Source organism: Polaromonas sp. UC242_47 (assembly GCF_044452385.1).
Lineage (GTDB): Bacteria > Pseudomonadota > Gammaproteobacteria > Burkholderiales > Burkholderiaceae_C > Polaromonas.
Genome location: NZ_JBIOAO010000001.1, coordinates 4116234 through 4138498 on the forward strand (window position 1 = coordinate 4116234; position 22265 = coordinate 4138498).

General features: G+C 62.9%; 23 protein-coding genes and 1 pseudogene. 15 read left to right on the plus strand and 9 right to left on the minus strand.

What is annotated here, in order from left to right; translation table 11 throughout:
• Positions 1-156: 156 nt before the first annotated feature.
• Positions 157-690: an MgtC/SapB family protein gene (locus tag ACHMXK_RS19980; protein WP_397442265.1), complete on the plus strand. Its 534-nt coding sequence runs from the start codon at positions 157-159 to the stop codon at positions 688-690.
• On the opposite strand, the gene ACHMXK_RS19985 is transcribed toward ACHMXK_RS19980, so the two are convergent.
• The gene (locus ACHMXK_RS19985) at positions 691-1134 is read right to left on the minus strand and encodes a hemerythrin domain-containing protein (protein WP_397442266.1); all 444 of its coding nucleotides are present in this window, start codon (positions 1132-1134) and stop codon (positions 691-693) included.
• Between the two features lie 199 nt (positions 1135-1333).
• On the opposite strand from ACHMXK_RS19985, the gene ACHMXK_RS19990 reads away from it, so the two are divergent.
• From ACHMXK_RS19990 to otsA, 6 genes are all read left to right on the plus strand, one after another.
• Positions 1334-2326, plus strand: coding sequence for a complex I NDUFA9 subunit family protein (locus tag ACHMXK_RS19990; protein WP_397442267.1), 993 nt, complete (start codon positions 1334-1336; stop codon positions 2324-2326).
• A gap of 94 nt (positions 2327-2420) precedes the next feature.
• The gene (locus ACHMXK_RS19995; protein ID WP_397442269.1) at positions 2421-3110 is read left to right on the plus strand and encodes a glutathione S-transferase family protein; all 690 of its coding nucleotides are present in this window, start codon (positions 2421-2423) and stop codon (positions 3108-3110) included.
• Between the two features lie 465 nt (positions 3111-3575).
• Entirely contained in the window at positions 3576-4850 is a 1275-nt protein-coding gene (locus tag ACHMXK_RS20000) for a multifunctional CCA addition/repair protein (protein ID WP_397442270.1), read from the plus strand.
• Between the two features lie 53 nt (positions 4851-4903).
• Positions 4904-5668 (plus strand): trehalose-phosphatase, encoded by a 765-nt coding sequence (otsB, locus tag ACHMXK_RS20005; RefSeq protein WP_397442271.1) that lies wholly within the window; start codon positions 4904-4906, stop codon positions 5666-5668.
• Positions 5665-7485 (plus strand): glycoside hydrolase family 15 protein, encoded by a 1821-nt coding sequence (locus ACHMXK_RS20010; RefSeq protein WP_397442272.1) that lies wholly within the window; start codon positions 5665-5667, stop codon positions 7483-7485. Before otsB ends, ACHMXK_RS20010 begins: the two co-directional genes overlap by 4 nt.
• Positions 7486-7615: 130 nt before the next feature.
• Positions 7616-9001, plus strand: coding sequence for an alpha,alpha-trehalose-phosphate synthase (UDP-forming) (gene otsA, locus ACHMXK_RS20015; protein WP_397442274.1), 1386 nt, complete (start codon positions 7616-7618; stop codon positions 8999-9001).
• 12 nt (positions 9002-9013) lie between these two features.
• Here otsA and ACHMXK_RS20020 read toward each other — a convergent pair whose 3' ends face one another.
• On the minus strand, positions 9014-9949 hold the full coding sequence (locus ACHMXK_RS20020) for an ROK family protein (protein WP_397442276.1): 936 nt from the start codon (positions 9947-9949) through the stop codon (positions 9014-9016).
• A 208-nt stretch (positions 9950-10157) separates the two neighbouring features.
• Between ACHMXK_RS20020 and ACHMXK_RS20025 the strand changes: the two genes are divergently transcribed.
• Positions 10158-11060: a hypothetical protein gene (locus ACHMXK_RS20025; RefSeq protein WP_397442277.1), complete on the plus strand. Its 903-nt coding sequence runs from the start codon at positions 10158-10160 to the stop codon at positions 11058-11060.
• A 7-nt stretch (positions 11061-11067) separates the two neighbouring features.
• Here the strand turns inward: ACHMXK_RS20025 and ACHMXK_RS20030 are convergent, their stop codons facing one another.
• Both ACHMXK_RS20030 and ACHMXK_RS20035 read right to left on the minus strand, forming a co-directional pair.
• The gene (locus ACHMXK_RS20030; protein WP_397442278.1) at positions 11068-11262 is read right to left on the minus strand and encodes a DUF2905 domain-containing protein; all 195 of its coding nucleotides are present in this window, start codon (positions 11260-11262) and stop codon (positions 11068-11070) included.
• 485 nt (positions 11263-11747) lie between these two features.
• Positions 11748-12854, minus strand: coding sequence for a class I SAM-dependent methyltransferase (locus ACHMXK_RS20035; protein ID WP_397442280.1), 1107 nt, complete (start codon positions 12852-12854; stop codon positions 11748-11750).
• 67 nt (positions 12855-12921) lie between these two features.
• Here ACHMXK_RS20035 and ACHMXK_RS20040 point away from each other — a divergent pair, with 67 nt between their 5' ends.
• Genes ACHMXK_RS20040 through ACHMXK_RS20065 form a run of 6 tightly spaced genes read left to right on the plus strand, consistent with a single transcriptional unit; the run spans position 12922 to position 17515 of the window.
• Positions 12922-13689 (plus strand): SDR family oxidoreductase, encoded by a 768-nt coding sequence (locus ACHMXK_RS20040; RefSeq protein ID WP_397442281.1) that lies wholly within the window; start codon positions 12922-12924, stop codon positions 13687-13689.
• A 40-nt stretch (positions 13690-13729) separates the two neighbouring features.
• Positions 13730-14101, plus strand: coding sequence for a dihydroneopterin aldolase (locus ACHMXK_RS20045; protein ID WP_397442282.1), 372 nt, complete (start codon positions 13730-13732; stop codon positions 14099-14101).
• A 58-nt stretch (positions 14102-14159) separates the two neighbouring features.
• Entirely contained in the window at positions 14160-15080 is a 921-nt protein-coding gene (gene ttcA, locus ACHMXK_RS20050; RefSeq protein ID WP_397442572.1) for a tRNA 2-thiocytidine(32) synthetase TtcA, read from the plus strand.
• 13 nt (positions 15081-15093) lie between these two features.
• Positions 15094-15735, plus strand: a complete 642-nt coding sequence (locus ACHMXK_RS20055) for a DUF4136 domain-containing protein (RefSeq protein ID WP_397442283.1) — start codon at positions 15094-15096, stop codon at positions 15733-15735.
• Positions 15732-16388, plus strand: a complete 657-nt coding sequence (locus ACHMXK_RS20060) for a histidine phosphatase family protein (RefSeq protein WP_397442284.1) — start codon at positions 15732-15734, stop codon at positions 16386-16388. The genes ACHMXK_RS20055 and ACHMXK_RS20060 overlap by 4 nt, the downstream gene beginning before the upstream one ends.
• Positions 16388-17515, plus strand: coding sequence for a DSD1 family PLP-dependent enzyme (locus tag ACHMXK_RS20065; protein WP_397442285.1), 1128 nt, complete (start codon positions 16388-16390; stop codon positions 17513-17515). Before ACHMXK_RS20060 ends, ACHMXK_RS20065 begins: the two co-directional genes overlap by 1 nt.
• Before the next feature lie 44 nt (positions 17516-17559).
• Here ACHMXK_RS20065 and ACHMXK_RS20070 read toward each other — a convergent pair whose 3' ends face one another.
• From ACHMXK_RS20070 to ACHMXK_RS20080, 3 genes are all read right to left on the minus strand, one after another.
• Positions 17560-17739, minus strand: coding sequence for a hypothetical protein (locus ACHMXK_RS20070; protein WP_397442286.1), 180 nt, complete (start codon positions 17737-17739; stop codon positions 17560-17562).
• Positions 17740-17851: 112 nt separating this feature from the next.
• Entirely contained in the window at positions 17852-18088 is a 237-nt protein-coding gene (locus ACHMXK_RS20075) for a hypothetical protein (protein ID WP_397442287.1), read from the minus strand.
• Positions 18089-18201: 113 nt separating this feature from the next.
• Positions 18202-18585 (minus strand): RidA family protein, encoded by a 384-nt coding sequence (locus ACHMXK_RS20080; protein ID WP_397442288.1) that lies wholly within the window; start codon positions 18583-18585, stop codon positions 18202-18204.
• A gap of 299 nt (positions 18586-18884) precedes the next feature.
• On the opposite strand from ACHMXK_RS20080, the gene ACHMXK_RS20085 reads away from it, so the two are divergent.
• Positions 18885-20612 carry a lysoplasmalogenase family protein gene (locus ACHMXK_RS20085; protein WP_397442289.1) on the plus strand — a complete coding sequence of 576 codons (1728 nt, stop codon included), beginning with the start codon at positions 18885-18887 and terminating at the stop codon, positions 20610-20612.
• On the opposite strand, the gene ruvB is transcribed toward ACHMXK_RS20085, so the two are convergent.
• Positions 20592-21671 carry a Holliday junction branch migration DNA helicase RuvB gene (gene ruvB, locus ACHMXK_RS20090; protein WP_397442290.1) on the minus strand — a complete coding sequence of 360 codons (1080 nt, stop codon included), beginning with the start codon at positions 21669-21671 and terminating at the stop codon, positions 20592-20594. The two genes, ACHMXK_RS20085 and ruvB, sit on opposite strands and share 21 nt — an antisense overlap.
• Positions 21668-22239: pseudogene (gene ruvA, locus ACHMXK_RS20095) on the minus strand (Holliday junction branch migration protein RuvA). Before ruvA ends, ruvB begins: the two are co-directional and overlap by 4 nt.
• Positions 22240-22265 lie beyond the last annotated feature (26 nt).

The window sequence follows — 22265 nt, forward strand, 5'->3', positions numbered from 1 at the left end:
CTGCTTGCATCCATCCGACAAGGGCTGGGGGCCTAAAAGGCTTGATACCCGGATGAAAGGCGCGCTTGTCCGGCGGTTTTGTAGGCTTGCGCCTATGTCTTCCTGAGGGCGCACCAGCTAAATTGAGCGCTTCCCCTTTGCGCAGGAGCCCTCACGATGAACCCCACCTGGTGGCAACAAATTGCCAGCACCCTGGCCGCCGAATTTTCGGACCTGCCCGATCTGGCCCAGACCACCCGCGTGGTCTTGCGCCTGTTGATGGCGGCCTTGCTGGGTGGCTTGCTCGGCTGGGAAAGAGAACACAAAGGCCAGGCGGCCGGCGTGCGCACCCACATGCTGGTGGCCATGGGTGCGGCCTTGTTTGTGCTGGTGTCGCAGCAAACCGGCATGGGGCCGGACGACATGAGCCGGGTGATTCAGGGCATCACCGCCGGTGTGGGTTTCCTCTGCGCGGGCACCATCCTCAAGGGCGACAAGCTGGGCGACGTGAAAGGCCTGACCACGGCGGCCGGCCTGTGGCTGACCGCCGCCATGGGGGTGGCCGCGGGCCTGGGGCGCGAACTCACGGCCTTGCTGGCCACGCTGCTGGCCCTGGCCATACTGGCGCTGGTGCCGCTGCTGGTCAGGCTGCCGGAAAAACCAGCACCCCTGCTGGCCGCCGACCCAGGCGCAAAACCAGCAGACGCGTGATCAGGCTTTTACGCGCTGCGAGACAAATTCGCCTTCATAAGCTTTGGCCAGCGACAGTTTTTCCGCCTCACTCAGCACCTTGCCGGCCAGCTGAAAAATGCCTTGTTCTTCGTCCTGCAGGTGATGGTGGACTTTGTGGTGCAACTCCTTGGCCACCGCAATCCAGGCCGGTGAACTGAAGTCGGTGGCTTCCAGCGTGGCCACCAGTTTGTCCATCTGGTGGTGCTCGGCAATACCGTGGCGCGACGGCTCCTGCGTCATGTCGTGCGCAATCAGCGGCACATAAAAGAAACGCTCCTCGGCTGCCGCGTGGGCCGCGAGTTCGGCTTTCAGTTCCTTGAACAAGGCGGCGCGGTCCGTACTGTCTCCCGCAGTTTTGACCAGGTGGTCCGCCAGGTCGCGCTGGGTGTCGTGGCTGGTGCGCAGGGCTTCAAAAATGTTCATCCCTGAATTATCTGGAGCCGCTGCCACATGGCGTGTAGGTCGTGGCGCCCAGGCTGGCGGCGACGGCGACCTACATCGCCCCTCAATCGCTACGAAATTAATAGCTACTTAGAACCGCAGGATATGGGCTACAGGCAAAAATCATTATCAACATGTTTGATGTTTTGCATCTGCCGCCGCGAAGGCGTTTAATAAGCGCATGAAGAAAATTCTGGTTCTGGGCGGCACCGGCTTTGTGGGTCGCCATCTTTGCGAAAAACTCACGCAACTGCAGTGGCGCGTGACCGTGCCCACCCGGCAGGAGGCCAACGCCCGGGACATCCAGATGTTGCCCGCGCTTGATGTCTTCGAAGCCGATGTGCATGACGAAGCCGCCCTGACCGAGCTGGTGGCCGGCCACGATGCGGTGGTCAACCTAGTGGCCATCCTGCATGGCTCGCAGTCGGATTTTCAGAAAGTGCATGTGGCCTTGCCGCAAAAACTGGCCCGCGCCTGCGTCGCCAGCGGCGTGTCGCGTGTGATCCATATCAGCGCCCTGGGCGCCGACGCACGCAACCCGGACGGCGCGCCATCGATGTACCTGCGTAGCAAGGGCCACGGCGAGGTGGCACTGCATCAAGCCGCCAGGCTGGCCCTGACCCTGTTGCGACCCAGCGTGATCTTCGGCGCCGAGGACAAATTCCTCAACACCTTTGCGCAGCTGCAAAAAACCTTTCCCCTCATTCCGCTGGCCGGCGCCCAGGCCTTGTTCCAGCCGGTGTGGGTGGAAAACGTGGCCGAGGCCGTCGTGCACAGCTTGCAGGACGCCCACACCCACGCCACGGTCGGCAAAACCTTCGAGGCTTGTGGCCCGGCAATATTCACGCTCCGGCAACTGGTCGAAATGGCCGGAAGTTTCAGCGGCGTGCGCCACGGCCAGGGCCGACCGGTGATCGCCCTGCCCGCCGCGCTGGGCCGCCTGCAGGCGCGGCTGATGGCGCTGGCACCGGGCGAACCCCTGCTCAGCCGCGACAACCTGGACTCCATGACCCTGCCCAACATCGCCAGCGGCAACCTGCCGGGGCTGCAGGCGCTGGGCATCACGCCGGCGGCGGTGGAAGCCATCGCGCCGACCTACCTGGGCCCCGTCGGCGGCGGCTGGGGCCTGCGCAGCAACCTGACGCTCAAACGCAAAACCGCGGGCCGGTTTTAGCGCTCAGTCCGCCATCATCAATCGCGCTCTTTTTTGCATCAATGCCAGGTCGGTCGTGCAGTAGCATGGCCTTTCGTTCACAGCAGGAAGCCCCATGCTCAAGCTCTACATCGCCAACAAAAATTATTCGTCCTGGTCCATGCGGCCCTGGGTGCTGCTCAAGCAGGCCGGCATTGTGTTCGAGGAGGTCATGGTGCGTTTCGGCGCCGATCCGTTTTCCGCCACCTCCAGCTTCAAGCAGGCGGTCCTGGCGGTGAGCCCCGGCGGCCGGGTACCGGTGCTGGTGGACGAGGGCTTGGCGGTCTGGGACACCCTGGCCATCGCCGAATATCTGGCCGAGAAGTTTCCCGAGAAAACCCTTTGGCCGCAGGATGTGCAGGCCCGCGCACGCGCGCGCAGCGTCTGCGCCGAAATGCACGCCGGCTTTGGCGCCCTGCGCAGCGCCTGTCCCATGAATATCGAAGCCAAACTGTCCCAGACCGGCGCCATCATCTGGCGCGACCAGGCGGCCGTGCGCAGCGACGTAGAACGCATCGTGACGATGTGGACCGAGTTGCTGGCGCAACACAAAGGCCCTATGCTTTTTGGCGAGTTCACTATTGCCGACGCCTACTTCGCGCCCGTCTGCATGCGCATCAAAACCTACGGCCTGCCGGTGCCCAGCCACATCACCGACTACGTAAACCGCGTCTGCGCCTTGCCCGGTGTGAAGGCCTGGATAGAGGACGGCCTGACCGAGCAAGACTTCGTCCCGGCGGATGAACCTTATCGCGTGGCGCGGTAGTCTTCGCGACGGCATCACGCTGCGCCTTGGGTTGGCATTGGGCAGTAGGCCTGACTCCCCACTCCCACCCCTAACCCCTCCCTCGCCCCGCTGGGCGATGGAGGGGGATTTCATTTGGCTACGTGTGCTGCAAGCGCGTGCATGAATGACGGCCTCTTGTCTTCCCGCCTCCGTTCTCTATTTTTCTCCCCACCCCTTCTGTATGCGCCGAGGAGCGCAGGGAAAAGCGGATCAGGGCTCGCGATTGTCTGAGGCGAAGGCGAGTTCGAGCGAGACCCCGCTTTTCCCGAGCACCGCAGGTTGCCCCTGAGCGCAAGCGAAGGGGACGCAGACAGCGGGGTCGCCTTTTCTTTGCCTACTTATCTTTTGGCGAAGCAAAAGAAAGTGAGTTGCCGCCGGGCAACCCCGGCCTGCCCGAAGTACCAACAACCATCAAACTGGCAAAGGCCAAACTACACTAACCCCATGGAAATTTACATGGTCGGTGGCGCAGTCCGCGACGCCTTGCTGGGTTTGCCGGTACAAGACCGCGACTGGGTGGTGGTCGGTGCCACCCCTGAAGAACTCGCGGCCCAAGGTTTTATTCCGGTCGGCAAGGACTTCCCGGTCTTTCTCCATCCGCAAACCAAAGAGGAATACGCGCTGGCGCGCACCGAGCGCAAAACCGCGCGCGGTTACCGCGGCTTCGACATCCACGCCGCGCCCGACGTGACGCTGGAGCAGGATCTGGCTCGGCGCGATCTTACTATCAATTCAATAGCTATTGGTATCCATCCAGACTGGTCTGAAGGCCTTTTTGATATAAAAACAGAAGTCCTGATCGACCCTTACGGCGGGCAGCAGGATTTGCAGGACAAGGTGCTGCGCCATGTCACCGACGCGTTCCGCGAAGACCCGGTGCGTATCCTGCGTGTGGCGCGTTTTGCGGCGCGGTTTGCCGACTTCACGGTGGCGCCCGAGACCCTGGCGCTGATGCAGGCCATGGTGGACGACGGCGAGGCCGACGCGCTGGTGGCCGAACGCGTCTGGCAGGAGCTCAGCCGCGGCCTGATGGAAGCTACACCCTCGCGCATGTTCGAGGTGCTGCGCGCCTGCGGTGCCTTGAAAAAATTATTGCCCGAGGTCGACAAACTCTGGGGCGTGCCGCAACGCGCCGAGTACCACCCGGAAATTGATACCGGTGTTCACCTGATGCTGGTGCTGGACATGTCGGCGCAACTGCAGGCCAGCCTGCCCGTGCGTTTTGCCTGCCTGGGCCACGACCTGGGCAAAGGCACCACCCCGGCCGATGTATTGCCGCGTCACATCGGCCATGAAGAACGCAGCGCGCGTCTGCTCAAAGGTCTGTGCGAACGCCTGCGTGTGCCGACCGAGTGCCGCGAACTGGCCGAGGTGGTGGCGCGTGAACATGGCAACATCCACCGCAGCGCCGAGTTTGGCGCCGGCGCGCTGGTGCGACTGCTGGAGCGTTGCGATGCGTTTCGCAAGCCCCAACGTTTTGCGGAAGCCTTGCTGGCCTGCGAATGTGATGCACGCGGCCGCCTCGGGCTGGAAAACACGCCCTACCCACAACGCCAGCGGCTGGCGCAGGCGCTGCAGGCGGCCCAGTCGGTCGCCACCGAGCCGGTCGCACAAGCCGCGCAGGCCGCCGGCCTGTCGGGCGCCAAAATTGGCGAGATGATCCACATGGCCCGGGTGCGGGCCGTGCAGGACTGGCTGGACACGGCCACCGCCGACTGAACAGGGCGCCGACCTACACGCCGCGGGTGAGGATGCTGCTAAGGTGAAGCGTCATGCCCAAGCCTCACGAAACGCTACCCCGCATCGCGCCCGACAGCGCTCTTTTTCTGGATTTTGACGGCACGCTGGTCGAGCTGGCCGAGCAGCCCGAAGCCATCCAGGTGCCGCCCGGCCTGGCCGCCACCTTGTCGGCGCTGTCAACACAGCTCCAGGGGGCGCTGGCCCTGGTGTCGGGCCGCCGCCTGCTGGATCTGGATCACTTTCTGGCGCCCCTGTTGTTGCCGGCAGCAGGTGAACATGGCGCACAACGCCGCCGCGCCGATGGCAGCCTCGTCAACGCGCCGACGGTGGATTTGCAGCCCGCCTTGTTGGCCGCCGAAAGCCTGCTGGCACAACATGCCGGCCTCAAGCTGGAACGCAAAAACCTGGCCCTGAGCCTGCATTACCGGCACGCGCCCGAGCTGGAAGACCTGTGCCTGCAGACCATGCGTGCGGCCATGGCACGCAGCCCCGGGCTGGACATGATGCAGGGCAAGTTTGTGATCGATGTGAAGCCGGCCGGCGTCAGCAAAGGCACGGCCATCGCGGCCTTCCTGGCCGAAGCGCCGTTTGCCGGCCGGGTGCCCTTGTTTGTCGGCGACGACGTCACCGACGAAGCCGGCTTTGCCGAGGTGGCCCGCTTGGGCGGCCAGGGCATCAAGGTCGGCCCTGGCCTCACGCTGGCGGCCTACCGCTGCGACAGCGTGGCACACCTCGCGGCCTGGCTGCAGTCGGCCGTCCTGACCCACAGCCCGGATTCTGAAAGGAAGGCCTCATGAGTTCCACCCCACCGTCCGGCTACTTCGCGCCGCCCGCTCCGCCGTCCTTGTCCCTGGGCATCATCGGCAACTGCGCCTTCAGCGCGCTGGTGGATGCGCGCGGCCGCATCGTCTGGTGCTGCCTGCCGCGGTTTGACGCCGACCCGGTGTTCAACGCACTGCTGGATAACAGCGAGCAAGGCAGCGCCTTTGCCATAGATATTGAAAACTTCTCGTACAGCAAGCAATGGTATGAACCGAACACCGCTGTCTTGCACACCCAGTTGTTTGACACCAGCGGCCAGGCGATCGAAATCACCGACTTTGCGCCGCGTTTTTACCGGCGCTCGCGTTTTTTCAAGCCAACAACCTTGGTGCGCCGCGTGCGGCCCCTGCACGGCGCGCCGCGTATCCGGGTGGCGCTGGACCTGCGTTATGACTGGGGCCGGACAGCGCCTGAGATCACCCAGGGCAGCAACCACCTGCGTTATGTCGGCGACGCCTTGACCCTGAGACTCACCACCGACGCGCCGCTGTCGCATCTGCTCTCCAGGCAGGCTTTTGTGCTGACACGCGAACACAACTTTTTGCTGGGCGCCGACGAGTCACTGACCGAGGGCATTGCCGACACCGCGCGCCTGTTTGAAGAAGAAACCCTGAGTTATTGGCGCAAGTGGAGCCAGCGCCTGGCCATTCCGCTGGAGTGGCAGCAAGCGGTGATACGCGCGGCCATCACGCTCAAATTGTCGCTGTTTGAAGACACCGGCGCGATTGTTGCGGCCATGACCACCAGCATTCCCGAAGCGCCCCACAGCGGTCGCAATTGGGACTACCGCTACTGCTGGTTGCGCGACGCTTTTTTTGTCGTGCGCGCGCTCAACAGCCTGTCCGAAGTCGGCACCCTGGAAGACTATTTGCGCTGGCTCAGCAACGTGGTGGTGCAGGCCGGCGGCGGCCACATCCAGCCGCTCTACGGCATAGGCCTGGAGCGTGAACTGCCCGAGACCATCCACGGCCACCTGGGTGGTTACCGCGACATGGGGCCGGTGCGTGTGGGCAACCAGGCGCAGGAACATTTTCAGCACGATGTGTATGGCAACGTGGTGCTGGGCGCGGCCCAGGCTTTTCACGACCAGCGTTTGTTGCACCGCGCCGGCGCAGCCGAGTTCTTGCGCCTGGAAGCGGTCGGCGAACAGGCGGTGCGTACCTACGACCAGCCCGACGCCGGCATGTGGGAGTTGCGTACGCGCGCCCGGGTCCACACCTCCTCGGCGCTGATGTGCTGGGCCGCCTGCGACCGCCTGGGCAAAATCGCCGAAGGCCTGAAACAACCCGATCGCGCGATCTACTGGCATGGCCACGCGAACGTGATGCGTGAGCGCATCCTGCGCGAATCCTGGAACGAGGAACGTCAGGCTTTTGCCGAAAGTTTTGGCGGGCGTGATTTGGATGCCAGCGTGTTGCTGATGATTGAAGTGGGCTTTATCGACCCGAAAGACCCGCGTTTTGTCGCCACGGTAGATGCCCTGGAGAAACACCTGTGTGATGGCCCCTACATGCGGCGTTACGAGGCGCCGGACGACTTCGGCAAACCCGAAACCGCGTTCAACATCTGCACCTTCTGGCGCATAGATGCGCTCGCGCGTATAGGCCGCAAGGAGCAGGCCAGAGAAATTTTCGAAGCCATGCTGGCCGCACGCAACCATCTGGGCCTGTTGTCGGAAGACACCCACCCGGTGACCGGCGAGATGTGGGGGAATTTTCCGCAGACGTATTCCATGGTCGGCATCATCAACGCGGCCGTTCGTTTGTCGGCACCCTGGGACAAAGCAGTATGAACACCCCCGTTGCGGACTCACTGCGTGTAGCCGCCTCCCCCCTTGCAGGGGGCGACTCCTGCGGCCCGGCAAAGCCGGTTCCGCGGCGCTTGCTGGCTGCGCTCAAAGACATCAGCATCGGTGGTGCACTATGAGTCGATTGGTGGTGGTTTCCAACCGTGTCGCCGATCCGCGCAAGGCGGCAGCGGCGGGCGGCCTGGCGGTGGCGCTGGGCGACGCCTTGGCGGTTAATGGCGGTTTATGGTTTGGCTGGAGCGGCACTGTGGTCGAGGACGGCACACCGGGCGAAGGCGAGGTGCACACCCAGCAGGCCGGCAACGTCACGCTGACCACGGTGGACCTGTGCCGCGAAGACCACGACAGCTATTACCTGGGTTACAGCAACGGCGTGTTGTGGCCGGTGTTTCATTACCGGCTGGACCTGGCCGACTTTGACGCCGGTTTTGTGGGCGGTTACCGGCGTGTCAACCAGTTGTTGGCGCGCAAGCTGATGCCGCTGCTGCGGCCCGACGACATCATCTGGGTGCACGACTACCACCTGATCCCCATGGCCGCCGAGTTGCGGGCCATGGGTTGCCAGAATCGCATCGGTTTCTTTCTGCACATTCCGCTGCCGCCGCCGCTGATCCTGGCGGCGATTCCGCAACATGAGTGGCTGATCCGCTCACTGTTTGCTTATGACCTGCTGGGTTTTCAGGCCCAGTCGGACGTGGACCACTTCTCGCGTTATGTCGGCCAGGAGGCCGGCGCCGAGGTGCTGGACCAGCACCAGTTCCGCGCCTTCGGGCGCACCGTGCATGCCCAGGCTTTTCCGATTGGCATCGACGTCGATGAATTTGCGGCCCTGACCCATGGCAAGGACGCCCGCGAGATGTACGACCGCATGAAGGAAGAATATTCGCGCCGCCGCCTGTTGCTGGGCGTGGAACGCCTGGATTATTCCAAGGGCCTGCCGCAGCGCCTGCGCAGCTTTCGCCGCTTGCTGCAGAAGTACCCGGAAAACCTCAACAGCGCGACCCTGATCCAGATCGCCTCACCCAGCCGCGAGGCCCTGCACACCTATGCCGATCTGCTTCAGGAACTGGAAAGCCTGTGCGGCTCCATCAACGGCGACTTCGGCGAGCTGGACTGGATGCCGGTGCGTTACATCCACCGCAACGTCGCACGCAAACGCCTGCCCGGCTTGTACCGCGTGGCCAGAGTGGCCTTGGTCACGCCGCTGCGCGACGGCATGAACCTGGTGGCCAAGGAATTTATCGCCGCGCAAGACCCGGCCGACCCCGGCGTGCTGGTGTTGTCGCGTTTTGCCGGTGCGGCCGAACAGCTCAAGGAAGCCTTGCTGGTCAACCCCTACGACACCGACGGCACGGCCGAAAGCATACAGATCGCACTGCACATGCCGCTGCAGGAGCGCCAGGCGCGGCACCAGAAACTGCTGGCCCGCATACGCAGCGAGGACGTGCATTGGTGGCGCAAGGCTTTTTTAAACACCTTGTCCGGCGTTGGCACCAGCTAGTTTGCGTCTGCGTCAGAGCACCAGCGCCAGCGCCGCGTAGTCACCCACCTTGTCCTCCAGCCCGGCGGGCACCAGCAAAAACCCATCGGTCAGTGCCGCTAGCTTGCCGCTGATCTGGGCCTGCAGGCGCGGGAGCAAAAAATCACGGTGGTGCCAGAACACGCTGCCGCCCAGGCTGATGCGCTGCAGGTCCAAGGTCACCACCAGGTTGTACAAGGCCCGGCCCATGACCCGGCATACATCATCAATCGTAGCCACAGCCCCCGCATCACCTGCGCGAGCGGCTATCAAAAGACTAGCAGAATCGGCATAGCCCAGCGCCGCAAACCGCCGCGGCAAGGCGTTGCCGGCAACCAGGGCCTCGACGTCACCGATGTTGCCGCAGCCGCACAAGGCGTCCTTGTTGTCGCTGACAAACATGTGGCCCGCATGGCCGGCATTGCCGTTTTTGCCGCGCAGCACCCGGCCGTCGACACACAGGCCGACACCGATGCCGGTACTCCAGGTCACGTAGGCGCAGTGGGCAAAGCCCTGCAGCGCGCCCCAGCGGCGCTCGGCCTCCAGCGCCGCGATGCCATCGTTTTCAATCCGCAGTTCGCTGAAACGTTCGCGCAGCGGCGCTTCCAGCAAGGCGCTGGTCCAGTTGTTAGGCAGGCCGCGCGCCGGGCCGGCCAGGCCGCCGCAGATATTCGGAGCGGCCACCTCCACCAGGCCATCACGCAACGTGAAAGGACCGCAGGACGACACCCCCGCGCCTAACACGGCCTCGGGCGCGATGCCGACCTCGGCACAGGCCGCGTCCACCATGCGCAGCACCTGCCGCGCCAGCGCGTCGTTGCTGCCGGTCATGGCTGTGGGCTCGCTGCGCCGCGCCAGCAGTTCCAGGCCGGCGCCGCTGCTCAGGCTGACGGCCACCTTGGTGCCGCCTATGTCGATACAAGCCTTCATGGAAAAGGTTCTTTCAGGTTGCGAGGCGCCAGCAGAGTCATGGTGCCAGTTTAGGCCACAGGCTGTCATGCGCCGGTCACGCGTGACGGTTACCGTTTGGTACCGAAAACACATAGAACCGATCCCGGGTGTAACGGCATCACCGTGGCGCACGCGGCATCGGAGGCGACAAAAATCTTTCAACATCCCAACAAGCGGAATAAAACCCATGACCTCGACAACCAAACACGCCCCCTGGCGCCGACTGGGCGCCGCCTTGTCGGCCGCCGCATCCCTCGCCCTGCTGGGCGCCTGCGTCGCCAGCCCCGCACAAGCGCCGGCGGCCATCGACAACAGCGCGCTGGCGCAGCCTGCGTTTCGCCCACACACGGCCACCTACGGCCTGGTCTACCGCCTGCCCAAGGACGTGGTTGATGTGATGGAAGCCAAAATCACCACGCCGCTGCAGCAACACCTGGTGCGTATGGGTCTGGACGCCGAAGCCCAGACCTTCAACCTGCCACACGTCACCGTGGTGCATATCCACAGTGCCGACCCGACGACGCCGCAAAAAATGCTCAAGGCCTTGCCGGCGCTGCCGCCTGTGATGAACGGCGTGGTGCTGAAAAACTTCTACACCACCGAAGCCGCCAAAGACGCCGGCCATCCCTGGTGGCTGGACCTGGGCATCGTCAAGACCGGCCAGGCGTATGAAGACATGATGAGCTTCAACACCCGCGCCACGGCCGCGTTTGCACCGCTGCGCGACGGACCGCTGCCCCGCGTGACCGGTCCGGTCTTCGCCAAAATGGGCGAGGCCGGCAAGGACCTGGTGCGCAGCGTGGGCGTGAGCGGCGTCAACGTGATCAAGGACGGCAAGGAACTGCGCTCGCACAACCCGCACAACACCCTGGTCTACAGCATGGCGCGTTTCACGCCGCAAGTGCAGGCCGGCATGAACCAGGTCGCCGCCGACTTCAACAAGGTCTTGCCTGAAGGCATGACAACCTCGTTCCAGAACGTGTCCATCGTCGAGCTGGCCTTCTCCGGCAATGTGTTGCGCGAGTTCTATCGCATCAACCTCGCCGATGGCTCCGTGGTGGACGTTGCCACCGGGCAAAAGGTGCGTTAAGCCCCGATCAGATGAGCTTGCTGACCACGCCGGCCAGCATGCTCAGAATGAGGGTGGTGGTCAGCGGGATGAACCACTCGCGGCCGAACAGCCTGAAACGAAAATCGCCCGGCAGCTTGCCAAAGCCCAGTTTGTGCAACAAGGGCGTAAACCAGCTGATCAGGATCAGCGCCAGGGAAATCACGAGCATCCAGCGAATCATGGGCTTAGTGTAGGTGGATCGACTGTTGATCTGAGCTGTTGTGTTGTGGTCTGCCTGCATGCCGGGGGTTGCCCGGCGGCAACTCACTTTCTTTTGCTTCGCCAAAAGAAAGTAAGCAAAGAAAAGGCGACCCCGCTGTCTGCGTCCCCTTCGCTGCGCTTCGGGGCAACCTGCGGTGCTCGGTCCAGTCGGGGTCGAGCTCGAACTCGCCTGCGGCTCAGACAATCGCTCGCCCTGATCCGCCTGGCCCTGCGCTCCTCGGCGCAGACAGAAGGGGGTGAAGATCAGGGAAACGAGAACGCGCTTTGCGCGTCCTCGTTAGTCTTACGGGACTGTGATTCAAGCACGCGGGCGCAGCACACGTAGCCAAATGAAGTCCCCCTCCATCGCCCAGCGGGGCGAGGGAGGGGTTAGGGGTGGGAGTGGGGAGTCACGCCTACTGTCTCAGGCGAACCGCGTCAGCAGCGTGACGCCAGCAAGTATCCCTACAAGGTATGCGATCTATCCCCCACCGCAAACCCCATCCCCTGCCACCCACTCCAAGGTCGCTCCGCCGAATCGACCACAAAGCCAATGACCTTGAACAACTCACCCATCTCATGTTCGTTGATGAGTTTCTGCACCATCACACGTTCAGTCAGCGGCACGTCTTCCATGCCGTCCAGCACACCGCAGTTCAGCAGAAACCGCGCCTGGCTGGTGTAACCCAGCACCTGCAGACCGGCGTCCTGGCCGGCCAGGGCGATGCCGGTGAAGTTGACATGGGCGGTGATGTCTTTTTCGCCCACGTCCTGCAGCGCATCGGCGTCGGCCAGATGGCCGCGGTGGCACATGACGGTGCCCATGTGGCGCTGCGGGTGGTAATACTCGTGTTCGGGAAAACCGTAATCCAGCAAAAACACCGCGCCGGCCTGCAGCCGGTCGGCCAGGGTGGCGACAAAAGCCTGGGCCTGGGGGTGGATTTCGGTCAGGTAGTCGTGTTCGCCTTCGACCTCCATGGGGGGTCGCAGCTCGGTGGGCTGGTCCGCCCACACAAAAGCCTCTTCAACCACGGCCACGCCACGTTCGTACCAAGCGCCGTCCGTGCGCGCCAGCAACTGCACCGGCATCGCATCCAGCACCTCGTTGCCCACCACCACGCCCGTCATCTGCGCCGGCAGTTCGCTGACCCAGTTGACCTTGTCGGCGTGGGCGGCCAGACGTTCACGCTGGCGCGCCTGCAGGCTGCCGGACAAATCCACGATGGTGTAACGCTGGATCTCTGGCAGCGCCTCCAGAATTTGCAGCGCGAGTGCGCCGGAACCGGCACCAAACTCCCAGACCTCGCGGGTGCCGCTGGCCTGCAAGGCCTGCCCCACCTGCCGGGCCAGGGCCTGGCCGAAACGCGGCGACAGCTCGGGCGCGGTCACAAAATCGCTGCCCGAGGCCGGCATCCAGCCGAATTTGCGCGAATCATTCGCGTAATAACCCAAGCCGGGGGTGTACAAGGCCAGGGTCATGAAGCGGTCAAAGGCTATCCAGCCGCCGGCGGCGTGAATGGCCCCGCGGATGTGCGCGGCCAGGGTGCTCGTTAAACTAGGGGGTGTCGTCATGGTCGGGGTACTCACCCCCGGATTGTCGGCGATTGCCCCGTCCCCAGCCTGATCCACCCCCACCCGCATGAAACCAGCGTCCCCCGCCCCTGTTGTTCTCGTCACCGGCGCCGCCAAGCGGCTGGGCCGCGAGATCGCGCTGGCGCTGGCTGCCGGCGGCTGGCGGGTTGCCGTGCATTACCGGGCGTCGGAAGCCGACGCTCTCAAAACCGTAGCTGACTGCGCCCGACTGACGGGGGCTGCAGCTCATTTCCGTGCAAATCTGGACGATGAAACGGAAGTTCGCGCCCTGTTGCCGCAAGTGATAAGCCACTTCGGCCAAGTCGATGCGGTGGTCAACAACGCCTCCACCTTTGAACACGACAGCGCCGCCAGTTTCGGTTTTGCGGCGTTGGAAAAACACATGCGCAGCAACACCGGCGCCGCCATTTTGCTGGCCCAGGCCCTGCATGCGCATGTCAGCGCCCGCCACACGACCGGCGCGGTCGTCAACCTGCTGGACCAGAAACTCTGGAACCAGAACCCCGATTTTTTCAGTTACACCTTGTCCAAGGCCGCGCTGGAAGCGGCCAACACCATGCTGGCCATCGCCCTGGCGCCGCAACTGCGGGTGGTTGGTGTGGCGCCGGGACTGACCTTGACCAGCCATTTGCTCAGCAAGGAAAAGTTTGAGGCCTTGCACCAGTTGTCGCCGCTGGGCCGTTCGTCGAGTCCGGCCGATGTGGCCGCCACCGTCAAGTTTGCGCTGGAAAACAGCTCCATCACCGGCACCACGCTGCTGGTGGACGGCGGCCAGCACCTGATGAAATTCGAGCGCGACTTCTCACTGATGTGAGCGCGCGTCCCCACACACCCACCATCAACGGCCAGCCATCATGTTCAACACCCGGGGCACCCAGATCCTGACACTCAATGGTTTGCGCTTTGACGCCAACTTGGGCATTCTGGATCACGAAAAAAGCGCGCCGCAGCCGATTCAGGTCGATGCCGAGCTCAACCTCGGCACCCAGCCCCTGCTGCCCAGCGACGACGACATTCACCATGTGCTGGACTACCGCAAGGTGCGCCAGATCATCATCAACGAATGCACGGCCGACCATGTGAACCTGCTGGAAAGCCTGATCGGCAAGCTGGCGCACCGCCTGATGCTGCTGCCCGGCGTGTTGGGGGTGCGTGTGAAAATTGCCAAACTTGAAATTTTTGAAGACTGCGAAGTCGCCATTCGCGTCGAGACCGGCCAGTGGTAAACCACCACCGCCGCCAACCTGGGGTAAAGCCATGAGCGCTGTATTGAATGAAGAAGTGATGAACGACCTGACCAACGAAGACACCGCAACGACCGCCAAAGCCGGCCTGAAGATAGAACGCGAAGAACACAAGCTGGAAAAACGCCTGTGCCGCGAAGTCGGCCGCGCGATTGTCGACTTCAACATGATCGAGGAAGGCGACAAGGTCATGGTCTGCGTCTCGGGCGGCAAGGACAGCTACGCCATGCTGGACATCTTGCTCAAGCTGCAAAAACGTGCGCCCATCAACTTCGAACTGATCGCTGTCAACCTGGACCAGAAGCAACCCGGTTTTCCCGACCACATCCTGCCGCAATACCTGGAGCAACTCGGTGTGCCGTATCACATCGAAACACAGGACACCTACAGCATTGTCAAACGGGTGATCCCCGAGGGTAAAACCATGTGTTCGCTGTGTTCGCGCCTGCGCCGCGGCATTTTGTACCGCGTGGCCGAAGAGCTGGGCGCGACCAAAATCGCGCTGGGCCACCACCGCGACGACATGTTGCAGACCTTTTTCCTGAACATGTTTTTTGCCTCGCGCCTCAAGGGCATGCCGCCCAAGCTGGTCAGCGACACCGGCAAACATGTGGTGATCCGGCCCATGGCTTATGTGCCCGAAAAAGACCTGATCAAGTGGGCCCAGGTGCGCGACTTCCCCATCATTCCCTGCACCTTGTGCGGCAGCCAGCAAAACCTGCAACGTGTGCAGGTCGGCAACATGCTGCGCGAGTGGGACAAAAAATTCCCGGGCCGTCTCGAGAACATGTTCACCTCGTTGCAAAACATCGTGCCTTCACATTTGATGGACGGCAAACAACACGACTTCAAAGGCCTGCGCAGCACCGGCATGCCGGACCCGGACGGCGACAAGGCCTTCGACGTGGAAGAATTTTTCGAGCCCGCCCGGCCCGGCATGGCGGTTGTGTCCCTCACCTAGGTTTAAGCCAAAAATGCCTGTAGCCCTGATGCGACGTGCGCTGACAGCTATTCTTTTTGCAGCAAGCCTGGTCGGCCTGTTAAGCGGCTGCGCCACCAGCCGCATGGTGGACAGCGAGGTCACGGCCTTTGCCCGCTGGGCGCCCGCGCCGCCTGCGCCTGGTGTCAACTACCGCTTCGAGCGCCTGCCTTCACAGCAACAAGCCGATCTCCAGCAAGCCCAGCTGGAAACCCTGGCCCAGACCGCGCTGGCCAAGGTCGGCCTGCAACACAACCCGCAAGTTGCCAGCTTGAGCGTGCAGATCAGCGCCAGCACCCTGCCCATGGCGCGCGCGCGCTGGGACGGCGGTTACGCGGCCTACCCCAATGTTTTTATTGGCAGCGGCATCGGTATAGGCAGCGGCGGCAGCTCCATCGGTTTCGGCCTGGGTTTTCCATTGGGTGGCGGCATGGAGCCGCCGCTGTATCGGCGTGAACTCAGCATCGTGATGCGCGACTTGCGCAGCAACAGCGTGGTCTACGAAACCCGCGCCACCAGCGACGAAGCCTGGCGCGACAGCGTGCCGGTGCTGGCCGCCATGCTGGACGCTGCCTTGCGCGGCTTCCCTGTCCCTCCGGTCGGGCCGCGCCGGATCAGCATAGAGATTCAAAAATGACTGAAGCCGCCCGTGTCCTGGCCATACGCCATGGCGAAACCACCTGGAATGTCGACACCCGCATCCAGGGCCAGCTCGATGTCGGGCTCAATGAGACCGGGCGCTGGCAGGCCGGCCGCTTGGGCCAGGCGCTGGCGGAAGAACCGATTGCCGCGATTTACGCCAGCGACCTGGGCCGCGCCTACGACACGGCGTTGTCCATCAGCCGGACCACCGGTGTGGCGGTACGCGCCGAAGAAGGTTTGCGCGAGCGGCATTTTGGCGAGTTCCAGGGCAAAACTTTTGCCGAAATCGAAGCCGTGTTGCCCGAACAAGCCATGCGTTGGCGCACCCGCGACCCGGCCTTTGCCCCGGCCGGGGGTGAATCCTTGTTGCAGTTGCGTGAACGTGTGGTCAACACCGCCGAAAAACTCGCCGCCCGGCATCTGGGCGAGTTGATTGTGCTGGTCGGCCACGGCGGCGTGATGGATGTCTTGTACCGCGCCGCCACCCGGCTGGAGCTGCAGGCCGCGCGCACCTGGGCGCTGGGCAATGCGGCCATCAACCGCCTGCTCTGGACGCCCGAGGGCTTTTCCCTGGTCGGCTGGGCCGACACCCAACACCTGGACAACGTGCCCGCCCTGAAAAAACCTCTGGATGAAACGAGTACCTGATGTATTTGCTGTCTGACCTGCTGGGCAAACCCGCTGCCGCCATCGACACACCCGCGCTGGTGATTGACCTGGACGCGATGGAGCGCAACCTGGCCAGCATGGCGGCCTTTGCCGCCAAACACCAAGTCAAGCTGCGTCCCCACGCCAAGATGCACAAAAGTGCCACCCTGGCCAAGTTGCAAATGGCCCACGGCGCGGTCGGTGTCTGTGTGCAAAAAACCGCCGAAGCCGAAGCGCTGGCGGCACTGGGCGTGAACAACATCTACATCAGCAACGAGGTGGTCTCGCCCTTCAAGCTCAAACGCGTGGTCGCACTGGCCAAAGAGCTGCAAGCCCTGGGCGGCCAGTTGGCCATCGCCGTGGACAGCCTCGAAGGCCTGCAACGCCTGGCCCAGGCCGCAGACGGCCAGCACACCCTGATCCGCGTTTTCATCGAGATCGATGTCGGCCACGGCCGCTGCGGCCTGGCGCCCGGTGCGGCCGCCGTGCCGCTGGCGGCTGAAATTGCCAGACACCCGGCGCTGCAGTTGGGCGGCTTGCAGGCCTACCATGGCCGGGCCCAACATTTCCGCGCCGTCAGCGACCGGCATGCCGGCATCGCGCAGGTGGTGGCCCATGTACAGGCCACCAAAGCGGCACTGGAAGCGGCCGGCCATGCCGTACCCCTAGTCACCGGTGCCGGTACCGGCACCTTCTCGCTGGAAACTGCCAGCGGCGTGTATGGCGAGTTGCAGGCCGGCTCTTACCTCTTCATGGACCGCGACTACGCCAGCAACGAACGCGACCCGGCACAGCCGCAGTTTGAACACGCCTTGTTTGTCAAAAGCCAGGTCATGAGTGTGTGTGCCAGCCACGCGGTGGTGGACGCCGGCCACAAAAGCCACGCCATCGACTCCGGCCTGCCGGCGGTGCACGGGCTGGACTTGGAGTACACCAACGGCGGCGACGAACACGGCATTTTGCGCGGCGCGGCGTTGCCGGCGCTGGGCGACACGGTCTGGCTCATCCCCGGCCACTGCGACCCCACGGTGAACCTGCACGACCACCTGCTTGGCGTGCGCGGCGGCCTGCAACACGGCACGGTCGAACAAATCATCAGGGTGGATGCCCGAGGCGCGTTGACCTGATTACGCATGGACAAACGACCTGAACGCAGTACCTACCGGACGCGCTAGACGATAAACAGGGGCTCTTCCCACCCGATGTCGTGCAAGGAAAAACTCGCCACCACCAGGCCGGCTCCGACGAGGGCAGCCGTGTCGTCACCTTGACCCATCTCCAACATCGGGCCTTCACCGGCATGGATAACGGCCAGAGATCGCCAGCGATTGAGCCAAGAGTCAGTGAGCATGGGGGAGAGAAATGGCTAACGTCGAAGGTGACCGGAAACCAAGACCGGCGGCGGAACTGGCAAGTCGTCTTGGGTGTCCGCGTTGAGTGACCTGTTAGAACTCCGCGTACTCTTACACATATCGGAGAAAAACTTGGGGTAACAGAAGGACGAGACCGGCGATCACGAAACGATTTGAGTCACGATGCAAAATCTTCGCTTCGGCGTCGCCATCCTTTCCCCGCTGGATGATTTCTTGCGGAGTGAGGTGGCCGAGGCGCCGCATCAGTCTGAACTTCCTCGGCAGTAGCCACATAGACCCCACCAATACCCAAAGAAGCAGCGTGAGTGCAAACAGATAGCCGCGCATGCCTGAATCCTAGCCTTGTGAGTTTTACCGTTTGACATGAGGGATGCCTAAAAGGCGCAGCCTTTTAGGCATCCCCTCGATGGAAGGGTTAGGCGTCACGTGATGAGATGACCTCACGCCTTGATCACTGTGGTGTCAATCTCTACGAGTTGTCCCACGTAGCCCAGTCTGGCAACACCGAGCAAGGTAGCTGGCGGAACTTGGCCACCAAACCAACCTGCGACCGCTGACCATGCCGCAGAGAGACTTGCTTGATCTCCGACCACGTACACGGCCAATTGTCGAATGTCCGTGACTTGAAATTCGTGTACTGCGAGGAGCCGCTCTAAGTTGCGCAAACACTGCAGGGCTTGTGCGCTCGGGTCCTGGGGGCCCACCAATTGGCCATGGGAGTCGAGAGGCACCTGGCCAGCCACGAACAGGCGATCGCCGAGGCGATCCGCGTAGCGGTATTGCGGCGTCGCTGAAAGTCCTGCAACAAGTTCGGCTTCATTCATCGGACGTGGTCAAGTTGGCTAAGGTTTCGGGGCCTGACTGCAGTCTTCTCTGCTGCCGAGAGCGGCGAAGCATGTGTTTGCTGTCGCCTAACGTAATGTAGATCGTCGAATAAACCGGCTGTCCCAGTTTATCCGACGAGATAAAACAGAAGAACAGCGTTTGCATGAAGCCGCACTCAAACCCCACAACGCGCTTGACAAGGCGCTTTGGCTGAGGAGCGCCTGTCGGACCTTATGAAAACAAATCATCAGGGTTGATGCCAGAGGCACCTTGACCTGAGTCAGGCCAGAATCGCGGGATGAGCTCAAGCCAGATCATCGTCCTTGCCGTCCCATTCTTCCTGCTGCTGATCGCGATTGAATTCGCCTGGGGCTACGCCAGAGGCCGCAACACCTACCGCCTGAACGACGCCGTCAACAGCCTGAGTCTGGGCATGTTGAGCCAGCTCAGCGCGGTGTTCACACGGCTGTTGCGGGTCGGCATTTACACCGCGATTTATTCATCGGTCGCGCTGTTTCCCAACGCCGAGTTCTGGAACCACTGGTACGGCTGGCTGTTGGCGCTGGTGTTTTACGACTTTTGTTATTACTGGCTGCACCGCGCCGGCCATGAATCTGCGGTGTTCTGGGCGGCCCACGTGGTGCACCACCAGAGCCAGGACTACAACCTCTCGACCGCCTTGCGGCAAACCAGCAGCGGCGCCCTGCTGGGCTGGATTTTTTATGTGCCCATGGCCGTGGCCGGTGTGCCGCCGCTGCTGTTTGGCAGCGTTGCGCTGATCGACCTGCTTTACCAGTTCTGGGTGCACACCGAACATGTGCGCAAGCTGGGCTGGTTTGACCGCTGGTTCTGCTCGCCGTCCAACCACCGCGTGCACCACGCGGTCAATGACCGCTATCTGGATCGCAACTACGGCGGCATCCTGATCATCTGGGACCGCTTGTTCGGCAGCTTCAAGGAAGAAGACGAAAAATGTGTTTACGGCACGCGCAGCCCGCTCAACAGCTGGGACCCGCTCTGGGCCAATACCGAGGTCTACTGGAGCCTGCTCAAAGACAGCTGGCACGCGAAAAACTGGGCCGACAAACTACGCGTCTGGTTCAAGCCGCCGGGCTGGCGGCCGCCTGACGTGGCGGCGCGTTTTCCCAAGCCGCCTTTTGACATGACCCAACTGGAAGTTTTTCACCCACCGCTAAGCCGCAGCGTGCGCTGGTTCGGCGCCTTGCAGTTTGGGCTGCTCTTGCTGGGTGTGATCGCCTACCTCTGGCAGGCCGAGGCCATGGCCTTGGCACCGCGTGTGATCTGGTTGGGGGTCTTGCTGGCTGGTTTGTGGAGTGTGGGCGGCCTGCTGCAGGGCCGACTCAGCATCTTGCAGGTCTTGCTGATCAGCTCCGCCGCCCTGGCCACGGCCAGTGCGGCGCTGGGCTTGCGCGAATTGCACCTGGTGTTCAAACCCTTGACCCTGCTGATCGCTATGATTTTGGTAGCCGCTCGCGCTCGTCCTACCTGGGCTGGAGGCCGATTTGATGCATACCTCTTGATGGCGCTGGCCGCCAGCCTGGCCGGTGACGTGTTGTTGATGCTCCCCGGTTATTTCATCCCCGGGCTGCTGGCCTTTCTGGTCGCCCATTTGTTTTTCATCGCCCTGTTCCGGCAAGGTGTGGCCTGGTTTCCCAGCCGCCGCACCTTGTGGCTCACGCTGCTCACCGGCCTGGCCATGTACGCATTTTTGTGGCCCCACCTGAGCCCGCTGCTCAAGGGCGCAGTGGCGGCTTATGTGCTGGTGATCACGCTGATGGCGGCGCAGGCCATAGGCCGCGCGCTGGTGCTGCGCGACCAGGCCTCGGTCGCCGTCGCCGTGGGTGCCGGCTTTTTCATGCTGAGTGACGCCTTGCTGGCGACCAACCGTTTTGTGCAGCCGCTACCGCTGGCACAGTTGTGGGTCTTGAGCACCTATTACGTGGCGCAAATCCTGATCGCCAGCCACGCCCGGCCCGTGAACCCGTCAGGACACAAACAGGTCTAAGCCGCCGTCCTGCCGGTTCGCCGGTGCCGTCACGCCCAGGTGCCGGTAAGCCGCCAAGGTGGCGATGCGCCCGCGCGGCGTGCGTTGCAAAAAACCTTGCTGGATCAGATAGGGCTCGATCACGTCTTCAATCGTGTCGCGTTCTTCACCGATGCTGGCGGCGATGTTGTCCAGGCCCACCGGCCCGCCGTCAAAACGGTGGATCACCGCCTCCAGCAGTTTGCGGTCCATCACGTCAAATCCTTGCGGGTCCACGTCCAGCATGGCCAAGGCCTTGTTGGCAATCGCCAAGGTGATCTGGCCCGTGCCCTTGACTTCGGCGTAGTCGCGCACGCGGCGCAACAGGCGGTTGGCAATACGCGGCGTGCCGCGCGAGCGGCGGGCAATCTCGAAACCACCTTCGGTGTCCATGGGCACATTCAGCAGGCCGGCACTGCGCCTGACGATGCGGGCCAGCTCGTCGGCGGAGTAAAACTCCAGCCGCGCGACGATGCCGAAACGATCACGCAGCGGATTGGTCAACATGCCGGCGCGTGTGGTCGCACCGACCAGCGTGAAGGGCTGCAAATCAAGCTTGATGCTGCGCGCCGCCGGGCCTTCACCGATCATGATGTCGATCTGGTAGTCCTCCAGCGCGGGGTACAAAATTTCCTCGACGACCGGGCTCAGGCGGTGGATTTCGTCGATGAACAAGACATCGTTTTTTTCGAGGTTGGTCAGCAGCGCCGCCAGGTCTTTGGGTTTTTCCAGCACCGGACCCGAGGTCTGGCGCAGGTTCACACCCAGCTCATGCGCAATGATGTGGGAGAGCGTGGTTTTGCCCAGACCGGGTGGGCCAAACAACAAGACGTGGTCCATGGCCTCGCCGCGTTTGCGCGCCGCGCCGATAAAAATCTCCAGTTGCTCGCGCACCTTGGACTGGCCGACGTAGTCGTCAAACAGCTTGGGCCGCAAGGCGCGTTCAATCGCCTCTTCGTTCGGCGATGCCGGTGCGGCCGACATGACGCGTTTGGTGGGCGGCACGCCCGACATATCGAAGTCGTCAGTCTGAATGCTCATTTGGCCAGGGCTTTCAAGGCCAGCTTGATACCGTCACTGACACCAATGTCTTTGGGCAGGGCTTTCAACGCCAGCGCGGCATCGCGGTCGCTGTAACCCAGGGCCACCAGCGCCTGCAGGATGTCGGACTGGGCATCGTCGGCCACATTGACCTGGATACCCATGTCGGCGCCCAGCTTGCCTTTGAGTTCCAGCAACAAACGCTCGGCGGTTTTTTTGCCAATACCGGGCACCTTGATGATGCGGCCGGCTTCCTGGCTGGTCACGGCCTGGGCCAACTCGTCCACACTCATGCCGCTGAGCACACTGAGCGCGGTGCGCGGGCCGACGCCGGAAATCTTGATCAACTGGCGAAAGGCCGCCCGTTCATTGGTCGAGCCAAAACCGTAAAGAATCTGGGCGTCTTCACGCACCACAAAATGGGTCAGCAGGCTGACTTTGTCGCCCAGGCCGGGCAGGTTGTAAAAGGTGCTCATGGGCACCAGCACCTCGTAACCGACGCCATTGCAGTCCACCAGAAGCTCCGGCGGGTTTTTTCGGCCAGCAGGCCACTTATTCGTCCGATCATGGGCAAATCTTATCAGTCAGCACTGA